Annotated in this window: 23 protein-coding genes; 13 read left to right on the forward strand and 10 right to left on the reverse strand. The window is 57.3% G+C overall.

Features of this window, described 5'->3' with window-relative positions:
* Positions 1-864: 864 nt before the first annotated feature.
* Positions 865-2,142, forward strand: a complete 1,278-nt coding sequence (locus tag SD70_RS01925; RefSeq protein ID WP_041045082.1) for an MDR family MFS transporter — start codon at positions 865-867, stop codon at positions 2,140-2,142.
* 184 nt (positions 2,143-2,326) lie between these two features.
* Here the strand turns inward: SD70_RS01925 and SD70_RS01930 are convergent, their stop codons facing one another.
* Entirely contained in the window at positions 2,327-4,381 is a 2,055-nt protein-coding gene (locus SD70_RS01930; protein WP_156157838.1) for a hypothetical protein, read from the reverse strand.
* Positions 4,348-5,385, reverse strand: coding sequence for an Ig-like domain-containing protein (locus SD70_RS34430; RefSeq protein ID WP_082053053.1), 1,038 nt, complete (start codon positions 5,383-5,385; stop codon positions 4,348-4,350). Before SD70_RS34430 ends, SD70_RS01930 begins: the two co-directional genes overlap by 34 nt.
* Positions 5,386-5,572: 187 nt before the next feature.
* Between SD70_RS34430 and SD70_RS01945 the strand changes: the two genes are divergently transcribed.
* The 3 genes from SD70_RS01945 (at position 5,573) to SD70_RS01955 (ending at position 7,660) form a co-directional block, all read left to right on the forward strand.
* Entirely contained in the window at positions 5,573-6,253 is a 681-nt protein-coding gene (locus tag SD70_RS01945; protein ID WP_041045234.1) for a response regulator transcription factor, read from the forward strand.
* A gap of 118 nt (positions 6,254-6,371) precedes the next feature.
* Entirely contained in the window at positions 6,372-7,025 is a 654-nt protein-coding gene (locus SD70_RS01950; protein WP_156157839.1) for a hypothetical protein, read from the forward strand.
* A complete protein-coding gene (locus SD70_RS01955; RefSeq protein ID WP_041045090.1) occupies positions 7,019-7,660 on the forward strand; it encodes a sensor histidine kinase in 642 nt (213 codons plus the stop codon). Before SD70_RS01950 ends, SD70_RS01955 begins: the two co-directional genes overlap by 7 nt.
* Positions 7,661-7,677: 17 nt before the next feature.
* Here SD70_RS01955 and SD70_RS01960 read toward each other — a convergent pair whose 3' ends face one another.
* The 3 genes from SD70_RS01960 to SD70_RS01970 are packed head-to-tail and all read right to left on the reverse strand — an operon-like array spanning position 7,678 to position 13,553.
* Positions 7,678-8,556 (reverse strand): macro domain-containing protein, encoded by an 879-nt coding sequence (locus SD70_RS01960; protein WP_041045092.1) that lies wholly within the window; start codon positions 8,554-8,556, stop codon positions 7,678-7,680.
* Between the two features lie 19 nt (positions 8,557-8,575).
* The gene (locus SD70_RS01965) at positions 8,576-11,929 is read right to left on the reverse strand and encodes an AAA family ATPase (protein ID WP_041045094.1); all 3,354 of its coding nucleotides are present in this window, start codon (positions 11,927-11,929) and stop codon (positions 8,576-8,578) included.
* The gene (locus tag SD70_RS01970) at positions 11,913-13,553 is read right to left on the reverse strand and encodes a hypothetical protein (RefSeq protein ID WP_041045096.1); all 1,641 of its coding nucleotides are present in this window, start codon (positions 13,551-13,553) and stop codon (positions 11,913-11,915) included. The genes SD70_RS01965 and SD70_RS01970 overlap by 17 nt, the downstream gene beginning before the upstream one ends.
* Before the next feature lie 396 nt (positions 13,554-13,949).
* Between SD70_RS01970 and SD70_RS01975 the strand changes: the two genes are divergently transcribed.
* From SD70_RS01975 to SD70_RS37430, 3 genes are read left to right on the forward strand one after another with little or no spacing between them, the layout of a single operon-like run.
* The gene (locus SD70_RS01975) at positions 13,950-15,230 is read left to right on the forward strand and encodes an MFS transporter (RefSeq protein ID WP_231570983.1); all 1,281 of its coding nucleotides are present in this window, start codon (positions 13,950-13,952) and stop codon (positions 15,228-15,230) included.
* The gene (locus SD70_RS01980) at positions 15,227-16,417 is read left to right on the forward strand and encodes a DHA2 family efflux MFS transporter permease subunit (protein ID WP_231570984.1); all 1,191 of its coding nucleotides are present in this window, start codon (positions 15,227-15,229) and stop codon (positions 16,415-16,417) included. Before SD70_RS01975 ends, SD70_RS01980 begins: the two co-directional genes overlap by 4 nt.
* Positions 16,348-16,614 carry a hypothetical protein gene (locus SD70_RS37430; RefSeq protein WP_231570985.1) on the forward strand — a complete coding sequence of 89 codons (267 nt, stop codon included), beginning with the start codon at positions 16,348-16,350 and terminating at the stop codon, positions 16,612-16,614. The genes SD70_RS01980 and SD70_RS37430 overlap by 70 nt, the downstream gene beginning before the upstream one ends.
* Positions 16,615-17,096: 482 nt before the next feature.
* On the opposite strand, the gene SD70_RS01985 is transcribed toward SD70_RS37430, so the two are convergent.
* Positions 17,097-17,585, reverse strand: coding sequence for a DinB family protein (locus SD70_RS01985; RefSeq protein WP_041045097.1), 489 nt, complete (start codon positions 17,583-17,585; stop codon positions 17,097-17,099).
* 190 nt (positions 17,586-17,775) lie between these two features.
* Here SD70_RS01985 and SD70_RS01990 point away from each other — a divergent pair, with 190 nt between their 5' ends.
* Positions 17,776-17,976, forward strand: a complete 201-nt coding sequence (locus tag SD70_RS01990; protein ID WP_041045099.1) for a hypothetical protein — start codon at positions 17,776-17,778, stop codon at positions 17,974-17,976.
* 28 nt (positions 17,977-18,004) lie between these two features.
* Here SD70_RS01990 and SD70_RS01995 read toward each other — a convergent pair whose 3' ends face one another.
* The 3 genes from SD70_RS01995 to SD70_RS35670 all read right to left on the reverse strand — a co-directional run bounded on the left by SD70_RS01995 (position 18,005) and on the right by SD70_RS35670 (position 19,453).
* Positions 18,005-18,574: a TetR/AcrR family transcriptional regulator gene (locus SD70_RS01995; RefSeq protein WP_041045101.1), complete on the reverse strand. Its 570-nt coding sequence runs from the start codon at positions 18,572-18,574 to the stop codon at positions 18,005-18,007.
* A 78-nt stretch (positions 18,575-18,652) separates the two neighbouring features.
* A complete protein-coding gene (locus SD70_RS02000; RefSeq protein WP_052486959.1) occupies positions 18,653-18,973 on the reverse strand; it encodes a nuclear transport factor 2 family protein in 321 nt (106 codons plus the stop codon).
* Between the two features lie 306 nt (positions 18,974-19,279).
* The gene (locus SD70_RS35670) at positions 19,280-19,453 is read right to left on the reverse strand and encodes a hypothetical protein (RefSeq protein WP_156157841.1); all 174 of its coding nucleotides are present in this window, start codon (positions 19,451-19,453) and stop codon (positions 19,280-19,282) included.
* Between the two features lie 189 nt (positions 19,454-19,642).
* Between SD70_RS35670 and SD70_RS02005 the strand changes: the two genes are divergently transcribed.
* Positions 19,643-20,449 (forward strand): G1 family glutamic endopeptidase, encoded by an 807-nt coding sequence (locus SD70_RS02005; RefSeq protein WP_082053054.1) that lies wholly within the window; start codon positions 19,643-19,645, stop codon positions 20,447-20,449.
* Between the two features lie 39 nt (positions 20,450-20,488).
* On the opposite strand, the gene SD70_RS02010 is transcribed toward SD70_RS02005, so the two are convergent.
* A complete protein-coding gene (locus tag SD70_RS02010; RefSeq protein WP_041045102.1) occupies positions 20,489-21,097 on the reverse strand; it encodes a histidine phosphatase family protein in 609 nt (202 codons plus the stop codon).
* A 60-nt stretch (positions 21,098-21,157) separates the two neighbouring features.
* On the opposite strand from SD70_RS02010, the gene SD70_RS34435 reads away from it, so the two are divergent.
* From SD70_RS34435 to SD70_RS02025, 4 genes are all read left to right on the forward strand, one after another.
* Entirely contained in the window at positions 21,158-21,421 is a 264-nt protein-coding gene (locus SD70_RS34435; protein WP_231570995.1) for a helix-turn-helix domain-containing protein, read from the forward strand.
* Positions 21,422-21,538: 117 nt separating this feature from the next.
* Positions 21,539-22,198 (forward strand): MBL fold metallo-hydrolase, encoded by a 660-nt coding sequence (locus SD70_RS02015; protein WP_041045104.1) that lies wholly within the window; start codon positions 21,539-21,541, stop codon positions 22,196-22,198.
* 356 nt (positions 22,199-22,554) lie between these two features.
* Positions 22,555-23,445, forward strand: coding sequence for a carbohydrate ABC transporter permease (locus SD70_RS02020; protein ID WP_041045243.1), 891 nt, complete (start codon positions 22,555-22,557; stop codon positions 23,443-23,445).
* A complete protein-coding gene (locus SD70_RS02025; RefSeq protein WP_052486960.1) occupies positions 23,442-24,290 on the forward strand; it encodes a carbohydrate ABC transporter permease in 849 nt (282 codons plus the stop codon). The genes SD70_RS02020 and SD70_RS02025 overlap by 4 nt, the downstream gene beginning before the upstream one ends.
* Position 24,291 lies beyond the last annotated feature (1 nt).

The following is a 24,291-nucleotide window of genomic DNA, read 5'->3' on the forward strand; positions in this document are numbered from 1 at the left end:
TGCAGTGTATTGCGGGGCGCTACTAGGCGCTGATTTGACGGAATGAAGGTGCAAGGACCACTTGTTGAGTGGTTGGCATTGAAGCAGACAAGCCGGGCGACTTTGTTTCGGAAGCCAGGGAGGCTGTTCTATTAAGGGCTGTTCTGTTAAAGAACCGGTTCGCTATGCAGCGTCCCGCGGGGCGCTATTAGGCGCCGATTTGACGGAATGAACGCGCAAGGACCACTTATTCCATAATTAGCGACAAAAATTCGCATGGAGCGACCTTCGAGTCGCTGGAGTCGGATTTTTCCATTTTGGCACCAAATCAGTGTCCGTACAGTCTTTGATTAGCGACTATGGACTTTATATGTTATCAGCAACGACTGTTCCGAATCAGAGCCAGGACTTGCCTTTCCCTTTTTGGCACCAGATCAGCGTCCGTACAGTCTTTGTTTAACGAAAAATGGGCTTTATTGCGCCATCTGCAACGCCTGTTCGGGTACACGGCCAGGAATCGGAGTGAAACTTGAACCAATAAATTACCGTATCGGCAAGGAAATGCTTCAAATATCGCCCATTTCCCGAAAAATACAGGCTGCCCGAAAACGCGGAGCGGATGATAGAAAAGTGGGTAGGTGAGCTGCAAGTGTTGCGCAGCAAAACTGGCATCGCAAGCATCAACTTTTGAACTCGTGGTTCCACGATATGTTCAATTTCGAGGCAACACGAGCGCGGGCAAAGCTGGGGACCCATTCCCAAGCCGCAGCGCAGCATACTTTCTCGAACAACCCGAAAAAGACCTTGTCAATCCGCATTGATTATGATACCTTTGAAGCTCTTCCTTTTTCCACCACTTTTTGCAAAAGAGAGGGACCCCCTTGCATGAACTGGTTCAAATGGGACCTTAATTTAAAAATCAGATTAATCGGCGATTCGCTCTTCAACATGCTGTTCTGGATGTATTTCCCCTTTATTACGCTGTTTTTTAGCGACGCCTTCGGCAAATCCATAGCGAGCATGCTGATGGCTGTGCCTCCTCTGATCAGTTTGCTGGGAAGCTTGTTTGGCGGGTATTTGTCCGACCGGTGGGGGCGGAGGCCGGCCATGCTGCTGGGCGCTTTTTTGCAAACTTTCATGTTCGCGGCATTTGCGCTCTCCTCTTCGCACTGGCTGGAATATATTGCCTATATCGGCCTTGGCTTGGGGGGAGCGATTTATACGCCGGGAAGCTCGGCCATGGTGGCGGACGTGACTCCCGAAAAGGACAGGCGGATGGTGTTTGCCACTTTTGTAACAGGCAGGAACATCGGGGCGGTGTTTGGACCGGCGCTTGGTTCCGTCTTCTTCTTCCAATACCGGAATGAGCTTCTGTGGACCTGCACGATCGTAACTTTGTTATATTTCGTAGCCATCCTGGCATGGATTCGGGAGACGCTTCCGCCATCGGCCAAGATGAACCGGTCGGGCAGCAAGCTGCCCGCTATTCTGAAGGAACAAGTGCAAAGCTACGGCGTTATCTTTAGGGACAAGGTGTTTGCACTTTATATTTGTGCAGGGATTCTGGTCACCATCGCCTTTATGCAGCTGGATATGTATCTGGCGTTTTATGTCAAAGAGTATGTCCCTGCCCAGACGCTGCTCGCTTTCCGCGGCTGGACGTTCAACCTCAGCAGCGAGCAGGTGTTCGGATGGATGCTTGGGCTCAACGGCTTATTGTTCGTGCTGTGCGTTATGCCGGTGACGAAACTGTTCGAAAAGTGGCCCGAGCGCAACGTTCTCATCATGTCTTCGCTGCTGTTCGGAGCGGGGATGTTGATGATCGGTCTCACGACGCATGTATGGCTGCTGTTTGTTTTCACGGTTATATTTACGATCGGCGAGCTTTCTCGCAGCCCTGTTACCGACAGCTTCGTTAGCAAATACGCGCCTGTCCATGCCAGAGGCCAGTATATGGGCGCAGCCAATCTTCAGTTTTTTGTCGGCAGGTTTATCGCTCCGGTCACGATTTTTCTTTCGTCATGGTTCTCGCCGCTCGTAGTGTTCGGGTTCATTTTTCTGGTTACCGTTCTCAGCTCCATCCTATACGTGCAAGTATTTCGCATCATTCCGGCGGACCTTTATCGGCAGCAAGAGGAGAAGGATATTTCCCTCGAGAGCTGACACCGCCTTGCAAAATGAAGAAAGCTTTCCTTCTTCGTTTTCAAGGACCGTGCTGCTTATTCCCCGCTTAGCGCCGCGGTAATGCATCAGCGTTTCGCTGCCGGGGACCGAGGGGGCAACACGACCCCGATCAAGTAAAAGTCCGTGCACTTCGGCTAGATTCAGCCGCGTGCACGGATTTTTTTCAATCGCGATTAATTGCCGAACTCCAGCACGCCGCCGCTATCGGCTGATAGGTGGAGCCTTGCGTTACGGTAATTTGTACGCCGTCCGCCGCGTTTTGAACGGCAACGTCGTATTTGGCGTTCGGCGTCAGGCCTGTGACGAGCTGTTTCGATACGCCGGACTGTACCGTGTACGTTACGCCGCTGAACGGCTTGGCGATGTCGACCGGGAACAGGACGGCTGTCTGATTGACCGCAGCTCCCGCGAAGGCCGTACCGCCGCTGCTCTGAATGCCGACGGCTTGCGACGGACTGGCGCCCGCATCGAGGCCTTCCAGCACGGTCAGGAAGCGCACGTTCTTCGGATTAGTCGGGTCCTCGATCACCAGCTTGGCATGCATCGGCTCATCCGAGGCGATCGCATTAATCGGCTCATAAGTGGACGAGGTGACCGTCAAGGCTCCGCCGGCCGGCTGCAGCGAAGTCACATTCAGCTTCTGCGTTCCGCTCAGCGAAAGCGCGCTCGCCGTATTGCCGGTGATCGTTGGCTGCGACGGCAGCCACAGGTTGAACCGTTTGAAGCGTCCGTCCGTACCGGAGGCGGCCCGGTCATAGATCACGATCATATCGGGCTTGAGCCAAACGATCGAGCGGCTGGCGTGGAGAATGTCCTTCGCCCCGTAAGGGTTGTTGTACAAATTCGTCAGATCGGTCTGGGCATAATCGTAGTCGTTCTGCATGCTTGTAGTCAAAGTTGGGTCGCCGTTGTTATAGCCCGCATAGACCCATTGCCCGCCGCGCTTGTTGATCTCCGCCGCCCACCATTCGCTGCTCAGCGCGGAAGCGGGGAGATCGTCGTTTTTGAGCGAGAGCGTGTTATGGAATTCCGAAGCGAGCCCCTTGTTGTCGGATGCATACTGGGTCAGCTCCTTCGTGAGCCATTCGTTTTTGCGGTTGAAGCCGAACATGCCGCTATAGCCGTGCTGATGGCCTACGCTCTGGTGGCTGCTCAAAAATGTAAACAGAGAAGCGCCCGCAGACCACGACGTCCGGTCGGCCATTCGGCCCATTCCTTTGGCGAAGAAGCTTGTGCTCATGCCGGGACGCGGATCGGCCGGCGCCGGAGCGTTCGGATCGAACAGCATGAAGTAGAAAATCGCCAGCGAAGCATAGTTATTCGGCCAAATGTTCGCCGCGTGGGCATACAAATACGGAGCCCCGCCCGGAGCGAAGTCCCGAACCAGCCACTTATCCGTATTGAGGCGGGCCGTATTGCCTTTGAGGCCGTCGTAAATTCCCATCGGTGCAAAGCTTTGAGTGAGAGAAGCGTCCGGCAGCCAGAAGTGCTGATTGTCCCCGTAATTGTCGATCTGGAACACTTTGCCCATATAGGAGCTTGGCGGCACGATCACCGGATTGTTGGGCGTCGATTTGATCGTAGCGTCGATCAGACCGTCCCAGAACGGCATGTCGGTGATGTCGATGTACGGGCCGGAAACAGACGGATCGTTGTAGCCGGCCGTCTCGAGTGCAAGTATCGCTTGCCGGAAAAAGCCCATGTTCTCCAGCCCGTAGTACGATCCTTCGGGATGGGCTCCGCCCTCAGCCGCGCCTCCCGGCCCGTACTGCGCGTACAATTGCTTCATCCAGCGGTTTTGGATATACGGCATGTAGCTTCTGAGCGAATTGCCCCAGGCCAGCGCGTCTTTCGTCGGATCTACCGGCGGATCGTCCGCGGGATCGAGGCTTAACACCATCATCACCAGGTTTCGGAACAGTCCGGTATAATAGTTGTTGGTCGCGTTGCGGGCTTTCGGGCCGGTGTCCGGCACCCCGTTCAACCCGTGGTCGATGGGCGACTGATACTGCGTGTTGATCGCATTCGCCCAGTACAAGAATACTTTCTGAATGTCGGCCTTGTCTTGGGCGGTCAGGTAAGAATAGATCCAGTCTACCGTCAGGGCGAAGCCTTCGCCGTGCCACCGCGCCCGATCCCGTACGGCAAAATTGTAAGAACCCCAATTCTGATCGTTCGGATCGTTCATGCCTGCCTGGACGGCGTGGATCGCATGCATAAGCAAGTTGCGGGCGTAGCCGGCGTAAGTGGCGCGGGCGTCGGGTCGGGATCGACCAAGGACATATAAGCGAAAAATTCGGCGTAAGCCTCGGTCACATAGCCGTTCACGAACGGGTTGCCCGGGTCCGGCCAAACCGGATTCGGCGCTCCGTTAGGGAAAAACTTCGTATTGTAGGTGCTGATCGCTTGCTGTAAAGCTGGCAAGGTTGCATTTTTATACATTAGATTGCTGGGGGTGGCCCAACCGCGCAAGCGCGCTAAATCGTTGGAAGTGACCCACAGGCGGGGGTGGGACGCCACCACGGATCCGGCTCCCTGGGTTCCGTAAGTGGAAGCCGTAACCGTGATCGTGCTGGACCCGTTCTTGCCTCCGGCCGAGGCGGTGATGACGGCTGTACCCGGGGATACGCCCTTCACTACGCCTGAGGTGTTAACTGTTGCCACGGCCGGGTTATTGCTCGTCCACGACACCGTATAATTCGTTGCCGTCGAGGGCGTCACCGAGTAGGTAAGCGACACCACGGACCCGGCAAAAACGGTGCTCGCGCTCGGGGATACGCTCACCCAAGTAATGCCCGACGAAGTAGTCGTAGTGGTGCTGCCTCCGGACGAAGTCGAGCCTCCGGTTGAAGTAGAACCTCCGGATGAGGTCGTACCACCCGTCACCGTAATGATTCGGCTGCCCTTGGCGACACCGTCGACTGTACAGGTGATGACGGCCGTGCCTGGGGAAAGCGCCTTGGCTAAGCCTGTAGCAGCGTCTACGGATACTATCGCCGGATTGTCTGAAGACCAGACTGCCGTAGTGTAGGTTGCCGTAGAAGGGCTAAGCGAAATTTTCAGCTGGACAGGGGTCCCGACGGTGAGCGTGACCGATTTGGGGATGATGGTCACCTCCGAAATGGTTGTAGACGTGCTGTCGGCGCTGACCGGGACAATGACAGTCGCTGCGGTCAAGCTGAAGACGAGCGCAAAGAGCAGGAAAAAGCGCGCAAACCTCATAACTACCTTCCTCTCACCTTAATTAACGACCTGATTTATTTTACGGCTCCATTCGGCTGCCCCGATATCCTCGAATAATTGAGTATTTTCGCGCGGATTCGAATATGGTAAAATGCACGCTTTATTTCTTCCTATTTCTGGTCGATAATGATTCCAGAATTGATAAAATGCGGTGAGAGGTTGTCGTATGACGATACGGGTCGGATTATGCGAAGATGATCTGTTGTTTCGGGAGCTGCTGGGGGAAACAATCGATAGCGAGCCGGACATGAAGGTCACGGGCACGGCGTCAAGCCGGGAGGAGCTGGCGAGCCTCTTGCGCCGCCAAACGTTCGACGTGCTGCTGCTCGATTTGAATTTGTCGGGCGGGGGGAGCGCGGAAGGGCTGGAAGCGGCTATCGATTTGCGCAATGAACCGACACATATGAAAATCATCGTGCTCACGTCGTTGGATGACGAGCAGCTCGTGCTGCATGCTTTCACCATCGGCAAAGCGGTCAATTACATTATGAAAGAGTATTACCGGGATATTCCCGAAGCGATACGGCAAGCATTCCGCAATGAAACTTCCATTCACCATTCCGCCGCCCCGAAAGTGCTCGCCGCGCTTACGGAGTGGAACAACGGGGATATCCGCAGCAAAATCACGAGCCAGCAGCTGCGCATTCTGACCTTGTTAAGCCAAGGCCTGGACCGCAAGCAAATTGCCGCGCAGCTGTTCTACACGGAGCAGTCGGTGAACAACGAAATTTTCAAGCTGACGAAGCTGCTCAAGGGGAAGTTTCCGTATCTCGAATGGCTGCGGCTGAAGCGGCACAACACGGCGGAAGTCGTCGAGCTGGCGCGGAAATTAAATATTATCCAATGACTGCCGCACGCTCCATACTCTTTTTGAAGGGGCACTTATTCCTATGGTCTGGATCCAACTCCTTTGCTTCTCCGTGACTGCCGCTCTGATCTATTTGAGAATGCCGAGAGGCAGCCCGATGCGGTGGACTGTGTTGCTGGTGCTCACTGTTTGTGGGGGAGACATTGAGGCCATCATCAAGTCGAATGTGTTATCGGACCCGGAGGTCGTTTTGGGCCCGCAGGTGCGCCTGTTTCTCGACGTACTCGCACAGTTTCTCGCAGAAAACTTGCAAATCGCGCCGCCGTATCTTTTGATCATGTTCGCGCTTGATTACTACGGCTGGCTGCACCCGCGCCGCAAGCTGCAAACGGCGGTGCTGCTCGCTCTTCCTGCGGCCGCAACGTTTTTGCTTACTCCGCTTGGCAGCCATTATCGTCTTAATTTTTTGTGGATCGCCTTGTGGGCCATACCGTATTTTTTGTTCACTTGCGTCCTGCTTTTGCTGGCGGCCACCCACGAGCGGGATCCGCTGCAGCGCAAAGACCGGTGGATTACGTTCTTTATTTTCGCGCCGCCTCTCGTTGCTGGCGCGATATTCGGTTACGGTGCCAAAGCGTTGCTGCCCAATCCGGAACGTTTCGAGCCGATCATGTTTCTGGTTTCGATCGTCGCGATTCTCACATTTATCGGCAATGCGCTGCGCATCGGGGCGCTCGGCATGAAAATCGTCATCGAGACGAGGAGGCTCGACCGCACCATTCGCATCATGCGTCGGGAACGGCGATGCTGAGCCACTATATCAAAAACCGCGCCGTCAATATCGATATGTTGGCGGGCAAAGCGCGCACCGCAATATCCGCAGCCGGCGATGCCGAAGCGGAGCTGGAGCTGATCCAGTCCGAATCGCAGCAGCTGCTGCAAATGGTGCGCCGCGTGCAATCGCACGTAGAAGATTTCCACCTGATCGAAAGCGCGGTTTCGCTGCGCCGCATCCTTGACGAAGCGCTGCGCTCGCAAGAAAGCCTGCTGCGAAAAAAACAGGTCGAGATCAAGGAAGATTACGGCACCGATGTGCAGCTGATCTGCGATCCGGTCCATCTGCGAGAAGTGTTTGTCAACCTGATCCGCAACGCCGTCGAAGCGATGAACGGGGAAGCGCGGCCCAAAATCCTTCGCATCGGAATGTATCGGTTTCGTGGAGGCGTACGCATCGAATTCGCAGATACCGGCAAAGGGCTTAGCAAGGACGATCTGGAGAAAGTTTTTTCGCCGTTCTACACGACAAAGCAAACGGAGGGCAACTTCGGACTGGGGCTCACCTACTGCTTTTTAACAGTGCAGAAGCATGACGGAACCATTGAAGCTTTTAACTCCGAAGAAGGAGACGTATTTTCGATCAAATTTCCGAAGAAGCGAATTTCCTGAATGCGGGACGAGGCGCCTTACAGCCCATACTTGCCCGCACAGGCGACATACGTCTCGATATCGTCCAAATTGTAACGGTGTGCCCGGTACGATCTGGGGTGGATGACGATCGTGAGCCGCTCCGTAAATTTGCGGTGCCGGATGCTCGCGATGAACGTCTTGGCGATATGGCCGATCAGCTCGAAGCGGTTTTGCGCCAAGCGCTGCCGGCCGCTGCCCATAACAGGGATGACCAGCGGCTTCGTGTTGCCTTTCTGGGCGATCTGCGCCCACAGCTTCTCCAGCGCGGTCTGCAAATGGACGAAGTCCGGCGTTCCTCGGCCGTGCTCGTTCAACTCCGTAGTCGCCACTATATACGCCATCCGTGCGCTTTCGCCCGGCAGCGGGAGCTGGGCCACCGTGCCGATCGCGTATTTTTTTGCAGGCTTTCCGCCGACGGTTGTTTCCTCGTAAGGTTCATCCCGCAGCGCATCGGCGAGCGCACGGTCAAAGCGGCCGGGGCCCGGGAAAAAGCGGTTGCGAAGCTGGACGATAACCGAATCCCCGTCGATATGCTCGTGAGCGAAACAGCAGTTCGCCGGAACGATGAACGAGCTGTCTTTGGCATCGAACATATCGTTCACGTCGATTCGCAGCACGATATCTTTGTCACCGATACGGACGCTTCGCGTCAAACGGGGGCGAGCCATCCACACGGCGGCAAGGACGCCTATCGCCAGCACGAGCCATACGTTCGGCTTGAAGGGCTGGTTGTTTCTCGTGAAAAAGTAGCCGGCGAACCCCGTAAACGTCCACAGTATGGAAAAGGCCGTCAGCCAGTATCGCAAAAAGCGCCGCACCGTGCAAGAATAGCGCCACGAATGGGCGGCGAAAAAAGCTTTCATTCGCTCGTTCACGTCGGCTCTCCCTCCTTGGTCACGCTGTGGACAGCGGAACCGGTTTTTCCTGATGCGGCGCAAATTGCTGCACGGAGACGCGAATCGGCCCGTCCGCGTCGCGCCGCAAGTTGAACGCGCGGAAGCTTTGCCCCAGAAAGCTGAATTTGCGCCGGAACAGCGTCGCAATTTGCGGGTTGGCCGTCGTGAAAAACAGCTGCGTGCCCCGCGTGACCGTCAGCTGCCGCAAGAAGTCGAGCAAGCCGAGCACGTTCAGCTCATCCATATTGGCCACAGGCTCATCAAGCAGCAAAAGTTGCGGCGCCGACTCCATAACCAGGTGCATGATGAAAAATATCGCCAAAATCACCGACGTCCGCTGTCCCGTGCTCATCCGGTGAATGGCGCACGGCTCGCGGCCGGCTTTGCGGACGGCGACGATTTTGCCCTCTGCCGACCATTCCAGGCGCTCGAATTCGTTCGGCGCATGCAGCTGAGCGAACAGGCTGCTGATCGCGGCAAAATTGCTGCGGACGAAGTCGTCGCCGTATTCGGCCAAGCTTCGGAGCCCGGACAAGACGTCGACAGCGCGGCTGCAGCGGGCGAGCATGCCGGCCAGCTGATCCAGTCTGGCCGCGAGCCTTTCCGCTTCCCTTGCTTGCTGCTCCGTAAGCAGCCGCGGCTTTAGCGCCTCGCCTAGCTGCTCGGCAGCGAGCATCAGCTTCTGTAAATACTGCCGCCACTCGCTCCAGGCTTGCTGCTCCTGCAGCCTGACGTTATGCTCCGACAGCCGCTGCCAAGCTTGGCGAAGCTCGTGTAATCGGCCAGCCTGAAGGACCAGCTGCTGCTCTTTGGCGGTAAGCCCGGCAATCTGCTGTACGATATCCGAACGAGCCTGATTCGCTTGGCTGAGCTTTTCCTGCGAGACAGCGAGGCGGAACCGTGCCGTCTCTACCGTATCGCTTAACCCGGCCAAGCGTTCTCTCAACCGTTCCATCAGATTGGCGTGCGAAATCGCCGTCCCTGGCCGCTCCATGCAGGCGGCGACGACCGGCTCCCGCAGCAGCGAATCGAGCTGCCGCATCGCTTCCGGCGTAAACCCTCGCCGATCCCAGGCTGCGGCTTCCTGCTGCAGCTCGTGCAGCTGAAGCTTCAGGCTATCCAGCTGCCGCCGCACTTCCGCTAACACGGCCTGGACGGCATCCGGACCGGAGTTATCGCCAAGCGAGCTCGCTTCCGCGACATCTTCGCGGCCCCGCAAATACGTCCGCGCTTCCGCCAGCCCTTCCGCCGTTCGCAGCTGCTCGCGAAGCTGCGCTAACTCGCCGTCCAGCGACTGCAGCTCTGTGCCCAGACTGTCGGCTTCCGCCATTAACTCGCCCAGCGCGTTTTCGTCCGCTTCCAGGCTGGAGTCGATGGCTTTGGCCAAATATTGCGCCGTCTCATGATCGTGTCCGCAGAGCGGGCAGCGGGAATCGTGAGGATGGAGGTGAGTGTACCGGCGGCCGTAAGATTTTAGCTCCGCCACGATGCGCTGCAGCTTGCCCGCCCGTTCCCGCTGCTCGCCTATTCGTTGCGCCGTCTGCTCGGACAAACGCCCGGCTTCGAGCCGCTGCGCTGCAAGAGCCTGGATGCGCTCTTGCAGCTCCGACGTACCGATATCCGGTAACGGGGCGTCCGCCAAATGGCCGTACAAGTTGACAATGTCGGTCAGCGAGCGGATTGCCGCCTCTGCCTGAACGAGCTGGCGGGCAACCTGCGTTCGCCGCTGCCGGGAATCCCGCTGGTCGAATAGAGCTCCAGCGTTGTCCAGCTGCTTGACGATGCGCTCGAGGCGGTCCAGTTCGCTCCTGCGCCTGTCAAATTCGGCTTGGTCTTGGCTCAACGCCTCTTCCAACCCGGACGCAGGGGGGAGAGCCTCCAGCCGCTCCTGCAGCTGCCCAATCTGCTTCCGCATCTCGGTTATGGCGTTCCGGTTGGCCGCTTCTTGCTCTTTCAGCTGCGCCCCGTTTTGCGGGTCCTGCGGCTGGAGCAGGGCGAACGGCTTGCTTATGACATCCCACTCGTGGAGCAGGGGCTTGACTTGATGCAGCCACTGTTCGATTTGTTCCAGTCCGTCGGATTCGTCCGGAGTCGGATAGGCGATGCGGCACCGGCTCATCCATCTGGCGATTTGGCGCAAATCCGCCCTCGCTCTGTCGAGCATGAGCCCGGTCTGCTGCGAGCCTTCCCGTTCCGCTTCATACAAAGCTTCCAAGCATTCGTCCCGCTCGTCGGAGAGGCGTTTGCGCCATTTGGAAAACTCCTCCAAATGCTGCGTCCAGCACTGCTCGAAACGCTCCAGCTGCTCGCCGTAAATGACGCGGGCGAAGGCGGCGCGGTAATCGATTTCGTCCCCGCCGCCAAAACAAAATTGGTATACGGCTTCGGAAGAAAAATAGTTGTATTGGTGGAAGGCGCGGTTTAATTGGCTTTGCCCTCTTGGCGCGACTTTATGCTTGTAGTAAACGGTCTCCCGCTGCTTTTTCTCGGGCTCCTCCGGAATGCCGTCGAAACTTTCCCCGTCTCCTGCAAATACGATGCGTCCGTTCCATTCCTCGGACAACGTCCGGTCGACGAGCAAGTTGCGCTGGATCGCCCCGGTAAACGCCAGCTCGATGCATTCCAGCACCGACGTCTTCCCCATGCCGTTCGGTCCCGCGAGCAAATTGACTTGGGCAAACTCCAAAGCGGGGGCGCCCGCCAAAAAATGGCGGCGAAACCGGTCGCCGAAATGGAGAGCGGCGATCGGCCCGATCGGCCGGGCGGGAAGACGCTCCCCCGTTCCCGCTGCCGGTGCGGGGAGCTCCGGTTCCGGAGCGGCACCGTTTTCCACAAAGGACTGAAGCGGCTGCTTGCTGAAATTGTTCAAGCAGAACAAAAGCCCTTCCGGCGCCAGCGTTTGCCGCCAGTCGTGCAGCGGGTCGGCCGCTGCGGAGCCGCCGAGGCGGCCGGGAATTTTGGCAAGAGGAAGCTTTTCCGGCAGCTCGTCCGCGCAGATGACCGTTTTTTTGCCGTACCGTTTGCCCCGTTCCACGCGGGACAACCGTTCGCCCGGGATGCGCGCATAGTCGGGCGCCTCCAGAACAAAGGCGACGTACAAGTTCCAGCCCCAGTCGCCTTTGAGCTTGAAATAAAACGGGGCCACAACCTCGTCTTCAAACCGGCGAAAGCTGTCGCCGCTGGCCGAAATGTCCATGAACAGGTCAAGCCCGATCGGAACGACCAAATATTTGCCGAGCGTCATATCGCCTCGCTTATGCAGCGATTCGTAAATTTCCAGCCGGTCATCGAACAGATGCGTGCGGATATAAGTGAGCCCGCAGCGGCGAATCGCTTCAATCCAGTTCGGCATCGATAGTAGCACCTCCGTCGGTAAAGTCGGTAGAATGGGCGGACCGCTCGGCAGCGGTAAAATGCTCCTGCAGCTGAGGATAGTAGACAACTTCGCCTGCAGCGTTATGGGAAAACACGCAAATGCGCTCTTTCAGCGCCCATTTGGCGTGCGGCATTCTGTTATAGATGGCGTCCACCGTCCCCTTCATGGCGCTTGCCCGCTCTACGTAGGCGACGAGCGCGCCGCTGTCTTCGCTGCCGGAGCGGGGCAGCAAGTTTAAGGGGGCTTCGGCGGCTAGCTGAAACCGGTAACCCCCGTGCAGCCTTCTGAGTTGCGACGGAACCGGCCCGTCCCGTTTCAGGCAGCGGATGAGCCGGACGACCATTTCGGCGCTGCGCACCCGCTCGGGCTCGCATTGATCGTCGATATGAACGCTGATTCTGGCGTTCCGCTCCTTGTCGGACACGTGCAGCTCGCCTTCCTCCAAGTGGCCGAGACAATAGCCGAAAAACTTGTCCCGGTCGCCGATTCCGGCCGTGAGCGGGTACGCGTAATCGCCGGCGGCTTCAGCGGCTAGCGGCTGCGGCAAATCGGCCGCGAACGCCAGCTCCGCCGCTTGCCAGCCGCCACCAGTTTCGCTTGGCCGATACGCCCGTTCCGCCTGCACCGTGCCGACCGGCCGGGCGATTTCGGGGCCGCCGTCGTACGGCTTGGCAAGCTGGATTTGCTGGATGTGCTCGGACTTGTCGGCGAACCACACTTTATATTTTTTCTCAGGGTGGAAGGCGAGCCCAAGACCGTGCCTCAAGTTGCGGCTGCGCACTTCACGCAGGCGTTCGAACCATGGCTGCGCCCCGTCCAGACTCGTAAATCGGCGGTATATGCACGACCACGGGCTGCGGATTGAAAGGGCCGGGGCCGGGTCGTGTTCCAGGCGCACGGTCGTGCCGGCGGCCCAGTTGGCCGTAACGTAGACGGTGCTGACGCCGGGCTTGCCGCTGAAAATCGCCTGGCGCAAAGCGGCGATATCGTCAGAGCGGGGGGCAGGGTTCAGCTGCGGGTGCAGGACGATGTAATGTTTTTGCTCCCGGTCCGGGAACAGCAGACTGCCGCTGCGAATGTCCGGGTGGAAGGCGTCGGCGCACAAAATCGCGAGCAGCTCGTTACCGCCGCCCTCGCCGAAGCGGACGACGGCTTTGCCGAGACTGAGGCCGCTGCTCTCGCAAACGAGGACAGGCTCTCGCATGCGCTGCAGCTTCAGCTGCGGAACGAGGCACAGCTTGTCTCCTGGGGCGGAGACGAACACGTACAGCAAAAAGCCGGCGAAGCGGTTTTCGATAACGCCTTCGAGCGTTTTTTTGCCGACGATTGCCTTGTCTCCCCATTGCATTATATGGTTCTGGAAATCGTCCCATGACACGCCCTCGCAGCCGAGGCACCATAGCGTGTGCGGGCGCGGCTGCAGCTCCGGCCGGTCCAGCATTTCGCCGATAAGAGCGAGCGGAATCGAATATTCCGGCGTGACGAGCAGGTGGGCTCTTTCGGCCCGCGCCAGACGCAGCGCTTCCCGGCATTTATCGAGATGAGACGGGGAGGTGTGCCGGACGCGGTTTCCGGGCTCGCCACGAGCGCCTCTTTGCACTGCAGGCGCATAAGGCGAATGAAAGAGTCGCTTTCGATATCGAGAAAATGAAACGCGGGAACGACGCGCCTTCCCTCTTCTTCATTAGCAAAGCAGTCTTTGATAGGAATGAAGGATAGAGACATTCGCGGGACAGCCTCCCATCTGCAGGAAAATAGTCCTTTTGCTAGTTTCTATTAACAGTATCTCCAATATTGCCGGAATTGAACGTTATCCAAAGGAAACTATACCCAATTATAGCACGTATGTTCTGCTGCATCCACAAAACAAGCGATTCATCTCCTGCCTTGAGAGGCAGGGGGCTTCTTGCTAGAGCTGATAAATAGGGTAGTTCACAGAACGGACGGAGGGAGGTACAATGGGGAAAGCGATCTTTCGGATAGGGGAGGCGTTCTTGTGTTCGGCTCGTTTGTGCAGCATATCCGCGGCAACAGCAAAGGATGTCTCGTATTTGAGCCGCTGTTTCTCATTCCGTACAGCATGTACGGCACTTACGCAACGGTGTATATGTACGAGCTTGGCGTCGGCGCCACGGCTATCGGCTGGATCGCTTCGCTCGGCCTCGTCATGCAGTTTTTCTCTTCGCTGCTGAGCGGCTATCTCACCGACCGGATGGGCCGTAAGGCAGCGCTGCTCACGTTCGACCTGGTCAGCTGGACCGCAGCGACGCTGCTGTGGGCCGCCGCCCAGAACGTCTGGTTTTTCGTCATCGCCGCTATCGTCAACGGGTTTCAGAAAATCCCGAATACGGCGTGGTACTGCTTGCTGGTGGAAGATTCGACGCCGCAGCAGCGGACGTACGTGTTTACGGCGCTGCAATTCATCGGCGTAATCGGCGGCATGTTCGCTCCGCTCGGCGGACTGCTCGTCAGCCATTTTACGCTTATTCCGGCGGTCCGGATCATGTATATCATCGCTTTTGTCTGCATGACGACGCAGTTTATCGGCCGCAATTACGCCACGCGGGAGACGGAAATCGGGCTGCGCAAGCGCCAGGAAGCGAAGCGCATCGGCCTCGCCGAGAGCGCGCGCGAGTACAAAGCCGTCGCGCAGGCCATCGTGCGCAATCCGGCGCTGCTGCTCATGTTCGGCGTATACATTTTGTACAATTTCCAAATGACGTTGAAAACGACCTATTTGTCGCTCTACATGGTCAATTATTTGCAGATCGGCGACTGGATCGTCTCCGTCTTCCTGGCTGTGTCGGCAGTCGTTATGCTGCTGTTCATGTGGTTCGTGCTGCCGCGCATCCGGGAGCGCCAAACGACCGCAGCGCTGATAGGCGGGCTCGTCGTCTCGGCCGCGGCTAACGTGCTGCTGATTTTCGTGCCGCCCGGGCAAGTGGCCGGACTCGCCGTCAGCACCGTCCTTTCGGCTGCAGGCACGGTGGTCATTATGCCGATTCTGGAAACGGCCGTAGCGAACATCATCGATGACGAGCATCGGGCCAAAATGTTCGCCATCCTCTCCGTCCTCATTCTGGCGTTCATTTCGCCGAGCGGCGTCATCGGGGGCTGGGCGTACCAGCTCGACCCGCGCATCCCGTTCCTGCTTATCGCCGCAGCGTTCGCGGTCAGCGCCGTCTGTATGGCGGCGTACCGCAAAACCGCATCGGCGCGAATTGACTATCCCGGTAATTCAAAGGATAATACCATGGAGGGAGGAGCTGGAATATGACAAAGAAAACCAACCGAAAAGTAGTCACCATCGGGCTGCTCGCAGCCCTTTTCGTCGGGGCGCTGGACGCCACGGTCGTTAGCACGGCGATGCCGCGCATCATTACGGATTTGAACGGGCTGAAGCTGATCAGCTGGATTTTTTCGATTTACACGCTTACGACTTGCGTAACGACACCGATTTTCGGCAAGCTGGCCGACTTGTTCGGCAGAAGGACGATTTTCGTTACGGGCCTTACCTTGTTTGTGCTCGGTTCGATATGCTGCGGGGCGGCGGCCACGATGCCGCAGCTCATCTGGTTCAGAGCTTTGCAAGGCATCGGGGCGGGGGCGCTCACTCCGGTGACGTTCACCATCATCGGCGATCTGTACCCTGGCGAGCAGCGGGCCAAGGTGCAAGGGATTTTCGCCTCCGTCTGGTCGGTGGCCGGCCTCCTCGGCCCGCTCGTCGGCGGCTATTTCGTCGATGCGCTGTCGTGGCGGGGCATTTTCTACATGAACGTGCCGGTCGGCATTATCGCTTTCGCGCTCGTGTTCGGCTTCCTGCATGAAACGTTCGAGAAAAAGGCGAAAAGCATCGATTATTTCGGCGCGCTCTCGTTCACGATCGCAGTCTCGTCGCTGCTCTATGCGCTGCTTAACGGCGGGGTAACGTTCGCTTGGAGCTCGGGGATTATCGTCCTTTTGTTTGCGGTCGCGATCGTTTTCCTCGGCGTGTTCCTGTGGGTGGAGAGCCGGGTGAAGGAGCCGATGCTGCCGCTGTCGCTGTTCCGCAACCGGACGATGGCCTTGCTCTATGCGATGAGCTTCCTTGGCTTTTGCGTAACGGCAGGGGTGTCCATCTACAGCCCGATGTGGATTCAAACGCTGCTCGGCCATAGCGCTACAGGGTCGGGGCTGACCTTGATGCCGATGTCGATCGCCTGGCCGGTCGCCGCCAACTTGGCGGGTCGGTTCATGTTCCGCCTGGGAGCGAAAGCATTCATTCTCACCGGCGCCGTCATCGTCACGTTGGGAACCGTGTGGCTGGCTGCGATGCAGCTCGGCTCGCCGTATTGGTACTTTGTGTTCATCCTGATCATCATCGGCTTCGGCATGGGCTGCATGACGACGCGACGATGGTGCTCATTCAGACGTCCGTCGGCTGGGAGCAGCGCGGCGTTGCAACGGCGGCCGGTTCGTTCATGAACGCGTTCGGCCAGACGGTCGGCGTCGCCGTGTTCGGCACGCTGTTCAACAGCGCGGTGACCGACAAGTCGCCGAACATGCTGGCGCACGGCATCCATCTCGTTTTCCTCGTCGTGTTCGGCATCGCGGTGCTCAACCTGATCATTTTGACGCTCTTGCCATCGCAAAAAAGAGCGGCGGAGCAGCAGCCCGCGTAAAGTGTTGCGAAAAAAGTCCAACCGGCGCATAGGCCGGTTGGACTTTTTTTGTCGTGGCAGAGCTGCAGCGGTTGCATGTCTGGAGCTGGAGGAGACAGGCCGGCATCGTTCGGGCAGGGAAACATTTGATTAACGAACCGATTCGCTATGCAGCGTCTTTCGGGACGCTGTTAAGCGCCGATTTGACGGAATGAAGGTGCAAGGACCGATTGTTCCTTATTTAGCGACGAAAATTCCGACGGAGCGACCCGCGAGGCGTTACAGGACGATTTCTCCATTTTGGCGCAAGATCAGCGTCCGCGAAGTCGCTATTCAGCGAACATGGGCTTTATTTCACCTGTCAGAGCTAGCTGTTTGAGATCAGGGGCCGGGGACGGGATTCGTCGGAATTCGTTGTTCCGGCATTCCATCGAACCGCCCGACACATCCGCCACCTGTTAGCGGAAATACGCCGCAGCCGCGGAAAATCTCTGTCTGCCGGCTTAGACCCAGCCTTGCTGTTTGCGTATATATACGATTTGGCCGATATGATACGCGTTATGAGTACAAAGATTCGAGACCGCGCCCCACCATGGGCACTCGCCCGGATAGCCCTGCACCATTTCATCGAGCTTTGACTCCGGGTAGCCGGCGATTACTTCGCGGCAAGCCAGGTACGCGGCATCGAGAGCATGCACGGTCGATATCCAGTTCTCTTTATTGACAGCTGCTTCAAATTGGAACGTGCTGTCGTTATTATCGCCGACGGTTACGAACGTTTCTTTGCCGACAAAGTAATTCAGCCATTTTTTGTTCCAGTAAGTCAAATGAACGACTAGCTGCCAGATCGAATGGCTGGAATCGTCTTTGCGCCAGGCCGCCTGCTCCGCCGTCAACCCCTGGACCGCTTCGGCAAACGGGGGAAACCAGCTCGGATCGTTGTGGCAAGCGGCAAGCTGATCGAGCAACACATCCTTCTTGGAAAAATACACGCCATCTCTCCTTCGACATTTAGAAGTTGAGCACCTTGGCGGCCAAAACTGCCAAACGGCTCGATAATTGCATTATAATCCAGGGCTATTTAACCGATTCGGTAAAAAATAGCTGATAGCAATAAATTCATATGTTCGTCTTGCTTTTGAGGAGGTGGAACTGTGTGAGGATCGAAGGAGGGGCGAATCGATGCCGACCTATGATTTTCAAGTGAATTCCGTTGACGGCATGCCGGTGGAATTGCCAGCCTTTCGCGTAAACGCACAATGCGCATGCAATAGCCGGATTCAAAACGACGACGAACCGCACGATAAAGAGCCGGCCGTCGAATCGCTGCCGCAAATGCTGCAAGCGCGCCGATCCCGGCTAGCTCCGAGTTTCGGATGGTGAGGAATGAAGCTCTGCATAAAAGCTTATCTTACTTTCGCGAACCGCCGCCGCGCAAGCCGTCGCAGACGATCTCCGTCATTCGGCGCAACACGCCGCTTTCCCCGGCATACTGAGTTTTCGCCAGCAGGATGCCGGACAAAAGCGCCAGAAGCTCGGCGACGCCGATGTCGCTGCGCACCGCACCGGCTTGCTGGGCGCGGGAAAGAAGCTTGTTAATCGCATCGTAAAGCTCCTGCTTGGCATCCGGGTCGGTGCAATCGAACTTGACGCCGCTGCTTGCCAAATCGTCCGCCAGCGCCTTGTTCATGACGGAGGCCTCGACCATATGATGAATGAAGCCGAATAACGCTTCGCCCGGGTTCTCATGATCCAGCAGCGAAGCGGATTTCTCGATAAGGCGCTGCTTGTGGCTGGAGACGACAGCCTCAAACAGCGCTTCTTTCGTCGGAAAATGGCGATATACCGTACCGACACCGACCCCGGCACGGCTGGCGATCTCGTCGATCTGAACCGAAAGCCCTTCGCTCGCGAACGCCGCTTGCGCGACTTCGAGCAGCCGTTCCCTGTTCCGCCGGGCATCCGCCCGCAGCTTGGTCATGATGCAACACGCCCCTTTTCCCATGATTGTACGGGAAAAGGCTGCGCATTGACAAGCGGAGCTGCCGCTTACGGAAAATTAGTCGGCACGGATCCGTTCAAGAAGCTCCGGCGCGTTGCCTAAAGACTCGGCAACGGCGAGCGGATTGCTGTAATCGCGGGACAATGCGATAAGCCCGTCTGTGATCCTCATCACCATAATATACGAGTGCGTGAAATGGCGCTCCGTCGCAAGCACTTTTCCGTGCAGCTCGTATTCGACAATGATCACCTCCGGATCTGCTGTCTCGTGAATCGCGACCGAATCCGTTTTGTACAGCTGTATCAATTCCCCGGCAAGCTTCGACCGGCCGGTGATTGTCCCTTCCCGCGAATCGGCGCGGCACGCCGGGCGGTGCAAAAGGCATCTCGATGACGGCATCCGGCGCGTAAAGATCGGCGAGCTCTACCAGCGGGCTGTTTACCGACATGCTCAAAAATCGTTCGACGACCTGACGCGGATTTAACATTTGGGGGGCTGTCTGTTCTGACATGGATCGGATCTCTCCTCGCAATGGATGGTAACCTCCGATAATCGGAACAATGGTTCCGTTTAATATTATACGGAACTATGGTTCCGTTTGTCAATGCGCGTAGCGTAGCAAAAAAGCTCAACCGGAGCAGACCGATTGAGCTTTGCACATGGCGTTTTTGATCTAAAACGTGTTCATTTCTCCGTATCCCGCGGTTCGCACCATAGTCCTCCGGGATCGCTGGTGCTGTCCCCGCAGCAGCCGTTCCACTGCCCGCAGTTAAAGCATTTCCATTTGGCGAACCACCATTTCATGCGGAAGCCGCATATCGGGCATTGCGGGATTTCGTTCGCTTCTCTCGGTTCCATATGTCACTCCGTTATATAAGTTGGTCTGAAGACTCCATGTACTTCGACAGCCGGATCGCCGTTTCCTGCAACAAAATGGGGCCGTGCCCGGACTGTGCCGGCGGAACGGCCCATTTTCGCTAACGGTATGGCCTTTCATCGCATCACGTCATTGTATATAGAACAAAAATCTCCTGAGGGGGAAAACATATGGCTCAAGCACGATCGCAGAGCGCCGGACGAATCCGAAGAGCTCCTCGCATTGCGGATAAGTTCAATTTGAAAAAAGCGCACAGCGCCGGTTTCGGCTGGTCCTCGAGCAACTGGTCGGGATATGCGATAACGAAAAGGAAAGGGGCCATCAGCAGCGTCGCCGGGCGTTGGATCGTGCCGCGAGTCGGGGCGGCGGGGAGAACGAGCTATTCCTCGGCATGGATCGGGATCGACGGCTTTACCAACCATTCGCTCGTTCAAACCGGCACCGAGCATGATTTCGTTAACGGCACCGCCCGTTACTATGCATGGTGGGAAATACTTCCGGCGGCGGAAACGCGCATTCGTCTGCCGGTATCGCCCGGCGATCGGATGAGCGCCGCGATCCGCAGTCTGGGGAGCGGCAAATGGTCGATCCGTTTGACGAACGAAACGCGCAAATGGACGTTCCGGACGATTCGATCGTATGCCGGTCCGCGGACGTCGGCCGAATGGATCGTCGAGGCTCCCAGCATTAACGGGCGCACCGCGGTACTGGCGAATTACGGGCGAATCGCCTTTCGCCAGTGCAGAGTGAACGGCAAAAGCCCGGACTTGCAGCGGTCAAACGGAGGCGTCATGAACCGGGGCAGCGTGCGGAAATCGACCCCGTCCGCGCCGAATAGCCGGGGAGACGGCTTCAACGTCGCTTATGGAGGCGCGACTCCGCCGGCACCGGCCGCAGCGCGGAAGCGGAACACGAAAGCTGCGCTGAATGCCGCCAAACCGCTTCGTCATGCCGGAAGTAGAAGGGCACGGTCTTAGTCCGGCACGGAGGGGCCGCCCCTGCCTATTACGCCGAAGTTATGGCGATTCATGAGTTAAGTGGCATGTCGAAGCAAACCGGTCCAATTGAAATTGCTCCCCAACATAGAGCAGCTTGGTGATCGAGCATTCGGGCACGAGCTCGCTCTGTGCGGCGGCAAAATGCGGATGCCACGCCTCCAGCCGCTCCTCCGGGATTTCATTCAGCAAAAAGTCGGTAATGAGCCCGCCATGCGTCACGAGTACGGCTTCGCTGCCCGGGTGTGCCGCCGATAGTTGTTTCATGAGCGAACAGAGCCGCTTGCCGGCTTGCCTTGCCGAATCGCCGACCGGCGGCACATAATCCCGCTCGCGCGTACACCGGTCCCACATCGCCACGAATTCGTCGAAGCTTTGTCCGGGCAAGTCGCCCCAATTGGCGCGTTCCCGCAAGCGCCGCTCTACAGCAAGGGTCAGACCGCATTCCAGCGCGATCCGCTCTGCGGTCTCCCGGGCTCTCCGAAGCGGGCTCGTATAGATCGCCCGAATCGGCATCCTCCGGAAATACGATGCCGTTGCTTGCGCCTGCAGCACGCCTGCGGGGGAAAGCGGCGCGTCTCCGGCCACTTTTTCTTTCACACCGTGCCTGACCAAATAAAAAGTCGTCATGATTAGCGCTCCTTAGCAAAAATAAATTTTATAATCATTAAATTAGATATATATCTAATAATTCCTCTTAAAAAGTACCCCGCAACGGATGCCTTACACACCGATTCGAGCAATTCGACGTTCGGACGAAACTCCCAAACCCAAACAAAACAAGGACCAACCGGATTCGCGAGCGAGAAGGCCAAATCATTGCTGCTGCTGACGGAAGAGCCGATGAAAGCGATCGCGGCCGCCTGCGGCTTTGCCGATGAATTTCATTTCAGTAAAATGTTCCGGTCATGGAACGACGTTTCGCCGGCCCGGTTTAGAGCTTTGTATAAATAACTCCCGCAAAGTTGACAACACAACATCAACATAATAATATATTTTTACGTATAAAATAAATATCATGAAGTCATTACCGAGACGATTAACATTACTATTGCAAAGGAGCCCGTTCGCATGGAGATATGGAATGGAGTTCATATGCTTGAGCTGGATTTTTACGGGAATATCGTTCACCCTACCCTTATATGGGATCAGGAAGCGGCAGTGCTGATCGACACCGGGTTTCCGGGGCAAATGGACGACTTGCGTGCAGCTATGCAAAGGGCCGGTGTGCCGTTCGGCAAACTGAAAGCAGTCATTTTGACGCACCAGGATCTGGATCATATCGGCAATTTGCCCGAAATTTTGCGGGAGTGCGGGGCTAACATTCAAGTATACGCGCACGAGCTGGATAGGCCATATATCCAAGGAGAACTGCCGCTATTGAAAGACAGTCACATCGAGAATCCGCCCAAAGGCAGAGTGGACGTTACGTTGGCAGACGGCCAGGAGCTGCCGTATTGCGACGGAATTCGCGTCATCCATACTCCCGGGCACACTCCCGGCCATATTAGCCTGTATGTGAAACGAAGCAAAACTCTCGTTGCCGGCGATTCGATGTACAGCGTAAACGGGAGACTCGGAGGCATTCACGAACCGACGACACCGGATATGGAGGAAGCGAGACGTTCTTTGCACAAGTATACGGCTCTCGACATCGAATCCGTCATTTGTTACCACGGTGGATTATCCACTGGAAATGTGAAGGACCAAATTCGCACGATAGCCCGGTAAATGCAGGCGATCGGGCAGTCGACCGACTGCCCATCGTCACCCTCGCCTGCGGTAGCCGCCTTGCCGCATTCCCCTCTCCTGCCGGGCGCCTTCGCGCCCCGTCCCGCCACCTTTCGTAAAATAGTGAAAGAAATCGGAAATCTCTCTGCTACAAGCGCCCCGTTCGGACTTTTATACTTAACGGTATACCGTATTTCCGAACGCGAGGTGTTCTTGTGACAACGACGAATCATTCACAGCAACAAGCCGTCCCGCTCGCGCCGTCCGAAGCTGCCGAGGTGACCGGCCGCGCGCCAGCCGGGCAGCAGCTCCGCCCGGGGCCCCGCCCGAAGCCGCAAACGGCCTTTCGTCGGGCGCTGTCCCGCTACAATGCGCCATTCGCCGGCTTCCTGTTCATATCCCCGTGGCTGATCGGGTTCTTGCTGCTGCAGCTGTGGCCCATTATCCAATCGTTCTACTTGTCGTTCACCGATTACAACCTGCTCGACCAGGCACATTGGATCGGCACGAAAAACTTCCGCCAAATCGCCCACGACCGGCTGTTCTTCAACTCGCTCAAGGTGACGTTCACCTATGTGCTCACGTCCGTGCCGCTCAAGCTGGCCGTGGCGCTGCTCGTAGCGATGCTGCTGAACCGGGCGGTGCGCGGCATCTCCATATATCGCACGCTCATTTATCTCCCGTCGCTGATCGGGGGCAGCATCGCGGTAGCCGTGCTGTGGCGCAACATTTTCGGGCTGGACGGGTTCATCAACAAAATCGTGCCGCTGCTGGGCATCGCGCCCAAAAACTGGATCGGCACGCCGACGACGGCGCTCGCTACGCTCGTCATTTTGACGGCGTGGCAGTTCGGCTCGGCGATGATCATTTTCCTGGCGGGGCTGAAGCAAATTCCGGCCGAGCTGTACGAGGCGTCCTCGGTTGACGGGGCGTCCAAGCTGCGGCAGTTTGTCACGATCACGTTGCCGATGCTGTCGCCGGTTATTTTGTTCAACGTCGTTATGGGCGTCATCAACGCGTTCCAGACGTTCACCTCGGCGTTCATCATCACGAACGGCGGACCGGTCAATTCGACGGAAGTATACGCCCTGTTCCTGTACAAAAAAGCGTTCGGCACGTTCGAGATGGGCTACGCCTCGGCGCTGGCTTGGATTTTGCTCGTCATTGTGGCGATCGCCACGTCGATCAATTTCATCGTCTCCAAGTACTGGGTGTTCTACGAATCGGAAGGAGGGGCCGCGAAATGACGAAAAGAAGCCGTCTCCGCTTCGGCGCCTCGCCGATCGTGACTCACGCCGTGCTCATCGCGTTCAGCCTGCTCATGTTTTACCCGGTGCTGTGGTGGATTTTCGCCTCCTTCAAATCGACGCCCGAGCTGGCGCTGCCGACGCTGTGGCCGAAAGAGTGGCTGTGGCGCAACTATCCCGACGGCTGGAACGCGCTGCCGAAATATACGTTCACGTTCTTTTACCTGAACAGCTTCAAGCTGAACATCGCCACGACCGTATTGCACGTCTTATCCGCCAGCCTCGTGGCGTTCGGCTTCGCCCGGCTGACGTTCCCGCTTAAGAATGCGCTGTTCTCGCTGCTGCTGCTGACGATCATGCTGCCGTCGCAAGTGACGCTCATTCCGCAGTACGCCATGTTTCACTCGCTGAACTGGATCAATACGTACTTGCCGTTCATCGTGCCGGCGGCGATGGGCGGGGCGTTCTTCATTTTCCTGCTCGTCCAGTTCATTCGCGGCATCCCGCGCGAGCTCGACGAATCGGCCAAAATCGACGGCTGCTCGTGGCTGGGCATTTACTGGCGCATCGTGCTGCCCTTGACGAGGCCGGCGCTTGTTACGGTGACGATTTTCTCGTTCATCTGGGGCTGGGACGACTACTTCGGGCCGCTCATCTACCTCAATTCCGTGGACAAGTATACGGTCCCGCTCGCGCTGCGCATGTTCATTGATACGCAGTCGGCGGTAGCGTGGGGGCAGCTGCTGGCGATGTCGCTCGTGTCGGTGCTGCCGCCGGTGGCGATTTTCTTCCTCGCCCAGAAGCATTTTGTGGAAGGCATTGCGACTACGGGATTGAAGGGCTAAA

The sequence above is a fragment of the Gordoniibacillus kamchatkensis genome, from assembly GCF_000829455.1.
Taxonomy (GTDB): Bacteria; Bacillota; Bacilli; order Paenibacillales; family NBRC-103111; genus Gordoniibacillus; species Gordoniibacillus kamchatkensis.

Coding starts and splice junctions, on each gene's coding strand:
- SD70_RS01925 (WP_041045082.1), top strand. CDS start 865: ATGAACTGGTTCAAATGGGACCTTAATTTAAAAATCAGATTAATCGGC.
- SD70_RS01930 (WP_156157838.1), bottom strand. CDS start 4,381: ATGCATGCGATCCACGCCGTCCAGGCAGGCATGAACGATCCGAACGAT.
- SD70_RS34430 (WP_082053053.1), bottom strand. CDS start 5,385: ATGAGGTTTGCGCGCTTTTTCCTGCTCTTTGCGCTCGTCTTCAGCTTG.
- SD70_RS01945 (WP_041045234.1), top strand. CDS start 5,573: ATGACGATACGGGTCGGATTATGCGAAGATGATCTGTTGTTTCGGGAG.
- SD70_RS01950 (WP_156157839.1), top strand. CDS start 6,372: ATGCGGTGGACTGTGTTGCTGGTGCTCACTGTTTGTGGGGGAGACATT.
- SD70_RS01955 (WP_041045090.1), top strand. CDS start 7,019: ATGCTGAGCCACTATATCAAAAACCGCGCCGTCAATATCGATATGTTG.
- SD70_RS01965 (WP_041045094.1), bottom strand. CDS start 11,929: ATGCCGAACTGGATTGAAGCGATTCGCCGCTGCGGGCTCACTTATATC.
- SD70_RS01980 (WP_231570984.1), top strand. CDS start 15,227: ATGACAAAGAAAACCAACCGAAAAGTAGTCACCATCGGGCTGCTCGCA.
- SD70_RS37430 (WP_231570985.1), top strand. CDS start 16,348: ATGGTGCTCATTCAGACGTCCGTCGGCTGGGAGCAGCGCGGCGTTGCA.
- SD70_RS01990 (WP_041045099.1), top strand. CDS start 17,776: ATGCCGACCTATGATTTTCAAGTGAATTCCGTTGACGGCATGCCGGTG.
- SD70_RS01995 (WP_041045101.1), bottom strand. CDS start 18,574: ATGACCAAGCTGCGGGCGGATGCCCGGCGGAACAGGGAACGGCTGCTC.
- SD70_RS35670 (WP_156157841.1), bottom strand. CDS start 19,453: ATGGAACCGAGAGAAGCGAACGAAATCCCGCAATGCCCGATATGCGGC.
- SD70_RS02005 (WP_082053054.1), top strand. CDS start 19,643: ATGGCTCAAGCACGATCGCAGAGCGCCGGACGAATCCGAAGAGCTCCT.
- SD70_RS02010 (WP_041045102.1), bottom strand. CDS start 21,097: ATGACGACTTTTTATTTGGTCAGGCACGGTGTGAAAGAAAAAGTGGCC.
- SD70_RS02015 (WP_041045104.1), top strand. CDS start 21,539: ATGGAGATATGGAATGGAGTTCATATGCTTGAGCTGGATTTTTACGGG.
- SD70_RS02025 (WP_052486960.1), top strand. CDS start 23,442: ATGACGAAAAGAAGCCGTCTCCGCTTCGGCGCCTCGCCGATCGTGACT.